Annotated in this window: 2 protein-coding genes and 1 pseudogene; all 3 read right to left on the bottom strand. The window is 55.6% G+C overall.

The window, feature by feature from the left end; all coding sequences use genetic code 11:
- Nucleotides 1-473: pseudogene (locus LL962_RS20555) on the bottom strand (S-layer family protein); the annotation flags it as partial.
- Between the two features lie 141 nt (nt 474-614).
- Nucleotides 615-1,076 (bottom strand): hypothetical protein, encoded by a 462-nt coding sequence (locus LL962_RS20550; RefSeq protein WP_218495474.1) that lies wholly within the window; start codon nt 1,074-1,076, stop codon nt 615-617.
- A 9-nt stretch (nt 1,077-1,085) separates the two neighbouring features.
- Nucleotides 1,086-6,189, bottom strand: a 5,104-nt coding sequence (locus LL962_RS20545; RefSeq protein ID WP_255626496.1) for a hemagglutinin repeat-containing protein, incomplete at its 5' end; no start/stop codon positions are given.

The raw sequence follows: 6,189 nt of genomic DNA, 5'->3' as shown, positions 1-6,189 counted from the left end.
TGGTTGAGCAGGTCGTTGCGCGCTTGCAGCGACACCGTGCCGGTGCCGCTGATGCGGCCCTGGTTGAGCAGGTTGCCCGCGGTGACGCTGACATCGGCACCAGCGATCACGCCCTGGTTGCTCAGGGCGTTGGTGGCGTTGAGTTCGACGTTGCCGCCGGCGATCAGCGCGCCGTTGCCACGCAGCTGCAGCGAGTTGGACGCCAGATACACGACCGGCACCAGCACGGTCTGGCCCTGGTATTCCTGCTCCACCATCCACACGATGTCCTGCGTGAGTGCAGCGGCCTGCGCGGCAGTCAGGCCCACGCCCATGCTCAGCTGCAGCTGGCCTGCGGCGGCCACGCCCGACTCGAGCAAGGCGCGGTACTGCGCCACGCCATCGGCGTAGTTGCTCAGGTAGCGGCGGCCGGTGAGCTGGGTGATCTGGTCCAGCACCAGGCGCTGCTCGTAGAAGCCATCGCCCAGCCGGGTCGGTCTCGATCAGGTAGCGACGGCCCGGGCTTTTGCTGGCTATTCCTTGCGGATACTCAAACCTGCCCTTTTTCTGATCGCATCATCTCTATGCTCCTCATTACCGCTTCAACTAAACTTGCAACATTGCTTTTCCGCATCTCACACTATGGCGTTGCAATCATACATATATTCATAATGGTCACGAGCAGTCCAAATATGACCATCACACCTATCTATCATCACAAGCCCACCCGCAGCTCCTGCATCATCCTCCAAACTGAATCGCCAAACTACCGGAGGATGAAACCCAAAGTCGTTTTGCAATGAAACGCGACACCCAGCAACCTCCGAGTGCTTTATCGCAATTTCGTAGGCTGATTCAAGCGAAACCTTCAGGGAATCACGGTAAATAACGGGAACGGAGAAAACATTCAAACCCCTCCCCCTCATTGCAATAACAACCGAAACTAAATCTATTCTGGAAATATTAACACCTAAAAAAGACGGAAATTTCTCTGGAAATTCACCCAAAAAGCTCCGATCCAGAATTTTCAGAACATTTAAATCAACACCAGCAAATCGTGCATTCGTGTACAAATCGCAAATTATTTCCCTATCCATTACAGTACCTCAATGACCAATTGATACAGCGCCACCCTTTAATGCAGAAGCCAACTCATCCATCGACACCGAGTAAGATGACCCAGTTCCCAATGGCCATGGATCTCTGATATAGGCACGCCCATCTTTAACGAAGTCAACCACAACTGCATGCAGCCCCCCGCCCGCCCTGACATTTAATACCAAAGCCGATCCACTTCCAGACAACTCTTCAACCTGCCTAATATTAACTTCTCTGAAGTGACTAACCTTACCATTATAACCAAGGTCGGACAATGCCTTCGGAACATCCGATAAATAGGTTCCGCTGGTATCGGTGTTCAACGCGGCACGAATATAAGCCTCAGGAACGTCACTCAAGTTAGCAGCCATCTTACAGCTTGCAGCAACGCACGAAAATTCATTAACTTGACCAAACAGGGGCTTATCCACTCCAGGATTGTATTCACCTATATCTTCGACAGAAAACAAGCCTCGTCCATGACCAGATTTACCTTCCACAAAAATACTATTAGAACGTTCGACAGCCCTATCCACATTCCTCAAAGCGTCCTTCATATCAACAACTGCATCTGCAGCTTCAGCTACTTCAGCCATCACATGACCTGAACGGACGGTCATTTTCGCCGCAGTTACTACACTGATTGCACCTGCTGTTGCAATTTCAGCCAATGCTTCGAATGCAAGCGAGCCAGTCGCATATGCTTTCGCATCGCGAAAAGCCTGCAAATCCTTCTGCGTATAGTCGACCAAGACATTGGCAATCAGCTTTCCGCTTTCGCCCGCGAGTCCATTGGCGATCTTCTTGCTGGTCCCCTCTGGATCATGAAGCATCGACCACTGCAACATCTGCATGGACAACCATGTCTTGGGGTTCACTAGGTCGACCAAGCCGCCGGCTCCATCCTTAAAACCAAGCAAAGCTTGCCTGGCTTCTTCAGTCGGGTTTTGCGTGTAAGCCCGCATCAGCTCACTGAAGCTTGCGTCTTCTACGAGGCGGACATTAGCAGCATTGAAGTAAAGATTCCTGCCGGTGCTGTCGGCAAACGCTTGAACTGCATAAAGCTCTTGATTCTTGAAGTCCTCAGTGGTGCTCTTGAACGCATTCATGGTGACGCCACGCTCGTCCACATATGTCAGGTGGGCGCCATTAGCATTTGCTTCTGTCAACAGCCAGCTTTGTGCGTCCTTGTAGCTCTGCACCTGCTCGGGTGTGTAGAGTGTCAGCAGACTCTGCCAATCCTGATCGTTTGCGTACAGCGCACCACGCATCAGCAGACGCTCTGCTTCCTGCTTACTACAGCCACATATGCTGGTGTACTCGTCAGACTTACTGCGAACGAAAGACAATTCGACAGGATGCAGTTGGCGATTGAACTGCTCGCCTGCCAGCGCCGTAGCCGCGCCACTTCCACCGCCACTAATGGCTCCCACAACTGCACTAATGAATTGCTGCGCACCAGGTCCCAGGCCCGCGGTGGCTGGCCGTGTCGCTTCTGCAGCACCCGCGCCCAAGGCACCGCCAAGAACATCGCCATTGCCAAGCGCAGCAGACAACGCACCCACCAAGGTATGCAACGTTACCTTCGCTACACCACCATCCAGCCATGGACCAAGACTGCTTCTGGCAGCATTGGCCCGCTGAGTTGCCTCACTGATTGCCGTTTGGTCGCCACTCTTTTCAGCTTGCGCTAATGCGTCTTCTGCCTCCTTCCATTCCTTTCCCTTCGCGTTGGCAATCGCATCGGCAATCGACCCAGCGGTACGAAAACCAACCTCGCTTGCGATCTGGCCTGCGATCAAATCCTTCTGTACTTCCTCAAGGTCGAACTTGTTCTTAAGTCCTTCCAGTTGGATCTTTGTCGCAGTGCGATCCAGGCCGTCTAACGCAGAGGTATCACCGTTGCGCACGATGACAGTGCCCGCAGCAATATCGCTGCGCGTTGTGCTGCCGGATGACTCAGATTGCGGAATGCCTAAACCCGGACGTCCGGTACCCCCTCCCCACGTGGTCTCGCTTGCTCCAGTACTACCTGGCTGCCCCCCGCTTTGATCGCCTATCGAGCCACCTGCGCTCGCTGAATAGCTAAAGGTATTGGCACTGTAGCCCGCTCGATTTTTTAGCTCCGTAACGCCAAGACTCTCTGTCGAGAGCAGATTCTTTTCAGGGATTGCCGTGCTTGCAAGAACAGCACCATCAAGTTGCGTGTGGTTACCTACATTGATGGAGTAGCCGCCATTGCCGGCAGCAAGACCGGTTTGACCATTGACTGCGTTGTAATTGCTATCGATCTTGGTCTGACCGACGCTGGCGCTGCCATAGCTTGACCCATAGCAAATCGGAGGGATACAAAGGCTAAGGTTCAAGCCGCCGCTACGGTCGTTCTGATCATAAGTTTGCTGATCTTGTGTACTGGTAAGCGTGAGGTCGCGCCCGACATCTGCAACCACGGTGTTACCGATTGCCTGAGCGCCTTTCAATGTCGCGTCGCGCCCACTATTGATCAGCAGTACGTTGCCAGCTTGAACCTCTGTCAACTGATTGGTTACCGAAAGCCCCTGACTCTCGCCAAGTGCACGCGAGGCCGCGAGCTCAATAGTGAATCCATTCTGCGACCCACCTAGACCAAAGCCGACCCCGATACTGGCATTGTGAGCGTCGTACTTGCTGGATTGGTCGCTGCTATTAACAGCCGAAAGGAGATTGATATCACGGACAGCGTCCAGCGCCACCGCATTTCCCGCTCTGATCTGGGTGCCCTTTGAGGTGATATCGCCGTTGGCAGCATAGCCTTCGGCGTCTTTCGTGCCGTCACCGTTCGCAAGTATCGTGACATTACGGCCAGCATTGACCGTACTGCCCTGCGCCTTAGTGTCGAGGTAGCTGGACTCGCTCTTCTGAACGCCTCCGCCAACGCTGACGGTCACCTTTGCTGCGGCGCCGCTCTGTACAGCATCGTTTGCGGCATAGGCCGCTTTCGCCGCGTACAGCGCCGCCATCCGCTCATCGCCTTCATCCTGCGCCTTGCCTGCAGCATCTGCCGCACGCGCAGCTTCTACGGCATATCCGGATAACGCAGCAGTCACACCGTACTGGGTCACTCGATGTGTTTCAACTTGGTTTGCGGTATTCGTTGCAGCATCCAGAAGGACACTTCGGCCGGAAAGCGTCACATCGTTGCCGGCAAAAATGTCGGCACCCTTGACCACTAGGTCTTGTTTTGCAAGAACATTCACATCTCCCTTCAGGCTGCTCAACTGAGTGCGCAGACTGTTTTGATCAGTGCTACTGCCATCAACAACGTGCAACTCCTTGCGGATACCAACGGTGCCGGAGTAGCCATCGCCACCCAGGTCACCGAACTGCATCTGCCGCTGCGTCTCTTGCCAGCTTTGAGTCGCCGTGCCTGGCAGTAGTTCGATCCCGCCCTTCTGGGCGATCAAATTGACTGCAGCTTCTGCGGCAACATTCGCACCCTGTAACGCAATATCGCCTTGTCTACTGGTTAGCGTGATTTGTTGCCCACTGATGCTGCTACCGGTCTGCCCAATAACTTGCCTACCTGCATCATTGGTTCCACGTCCCTCGCTGTAGGGCATTGTGGTGATTCCGCCACTGTTTGGACCACCATTGACCTGCCGGCTCGCCGCACCGATGTCCTGAATGGCGAAAACTGTGCTACCGCTCTTGGTCCTTCTATCACTCGTTTGCGTTTGTGTGTCCGCGCTTGCCAGCAGCATTAGATCGCGCTGTGCATCGAGCATCACTGCACCGCCAGCAAGAAGCTTGCTACCCGCCAGAACGATGTCGCCCTCTGTTGAGCGCACGCTGATGCCGCCGGCAGCCGTCACCGAAGTCCCACGTTGGGTGGTACGTTCGATATCTACGTTTGCAGATGCGCTTTTGCTGCCAAAGCCCAGTGCGATCTGCGGCACGCTGCCAGCCGAGGCTGCAACTTCATTGAGATAGCTCTTGGTCTTTTCCCTTCCATTAGCATCGCTATCGTCAATCTGCTGCATATTGCGAACAGTGTCGATCGGGGTCCCAACCAACGCCATTGACAGGCCACTACTACTGGCCTTAGCTTGCGACTGAATTCGCTCAGTCTGCTCGACCGGCGTGATTTCCACGTTACGGCCCTGAATCGCAATATTGCCGCCAGTTCCTTCGACATCATTGGTGGCGCGACCGGCGAACAGGTCGCTACCACGGATCGCAACATTTCCTCCTGCCACTACACTTACATTCCCTTCGACGCTACCAATCAAACTTCCTGTCGTGGCGGTTTTGCTGGACTGACTTGCATTCGACGCTTTCTGGCTACCGGCCGTGAAGCCAATGCCTCCCAAACCGCTCGCTCCGCCTCCGCCGAATAGGCCGGACTTCTTGGTCTTGGATTCATGCAACTCGGCGTAGCTGTTCTCCGCAACGTCAATAGCAATGTTGTTGCCGGCAGCAAGGGTCACATCGCCTGTCCCAGCCACCTGCGCACCTTGCGACAGCAGGTCATTGCCTGCCGCAATCTGCACCGTGTCGCCACTGAGCGTGGTGGTGATCGCCACGGTGTCCTGCCACGCATCATGGGTGGTGGTGGTCTTGCTGCTGAACGTGCCCTTCTTCTTCCTGGTCATGTCCTGCACGGCGTCGTGCTGCTCGCTGGCGGCGAGCAGGTTGACGTCGTTGCCGGCGGCCAGGGTGATGCCGCCTTCCTTGGTGGCGGCCGATGCGGCGGTGAGGGTGATGTCGTTGCCCGCCTGCATGGCGAGGTTGCCGCCGGCACTGAATTCGGTGCCGTGGACGGTTTCATCGCGGGTGCTGGTGGTCTGCCTGAAACGCTTGCGCGTTTCCAGGACATCGCTGGTGTCCACCGTGGTCAGGGTGCTGGCGTTGATGTCGTTGCCGGCGCTGACGCCCAGCCCCTTGCCTGCATCGAGCTTGGCAGCGACCAGGTTGACGTCGTTGCCGGCGCTGAGGATCAGGTTGCCGCCGGCGGTGAGCGCCTGCTGATCGATGGTCTGCGTGGTCGTTGTGGTGCTGACGCGGGTCTTGCCGTTGCGGCTCTTGTAGCTATCGATTTCGGTCTCGTTGAGGACGGACACGACGTTGAGATTG

The organism is Xanthomonas sp. NCPPB 1067 (assembly GCF_020783795.1).
Taxonomy (GTDB): Bacteria; Pseudomonadota; Gammaproteobacteria; order Xanthomonadales; family Xanthomonadaceae; genus Xanthomonas; species Xanthomonas melonis.
Note: the sequence above shows the minus strand (reverse complement) of the source record. Positions and strands in the feature narration are given on the sequence as shown.

What these genes read in the sequence shown, in the direction of transcription:
- LL962_RS20550 (WP_218495474.1), bottom strand. Translation starts at nt 1,076, where the DNA reads ATGGATAGGGAAATAATTTGCGATTTGTACACGAATGCACGATTTGCT.